This is a genomic window from Candidatus Nanopusillus massiliensis, from assembly GCF_920984865.1.
Window position 1 is genome coordinate 455,850 of sequence record NZ_OV100765.1, and the last position, 378, is coordinate 456,227.

Below are 378 nucleotides of genomic sequence, written 5' to 3' on the forward strand. Positions count from 1 at the left end.
TAATTTGTTAAATCTTTTCCAGAAGGAAATGGAACAGTTTGATTTATACTTTAAATGAAATATTTTTGTCATAATATTATATGAAGCNGGAGCATACCATACTNCATCTGAAATATATGAATTTATGGGATAAAATACAGAAACTGTTTGATAAGTATAGAATTAATAATAAAATACCTAAAATTATATAAAAGGTGTATTTCTTTATAAATCCATATAATTTATTTATTATCCTATTTTTCTTTAAAACATCAATAATCCTAAATAAATTTTTCATTATTGATCTATCTTAAAAAAATTTAAAAAGCTAGATTATTTATGATAAACTTTCTATATAAANNNNTGGCATAATTCCATGCTGATGGATATGTTCTTCCA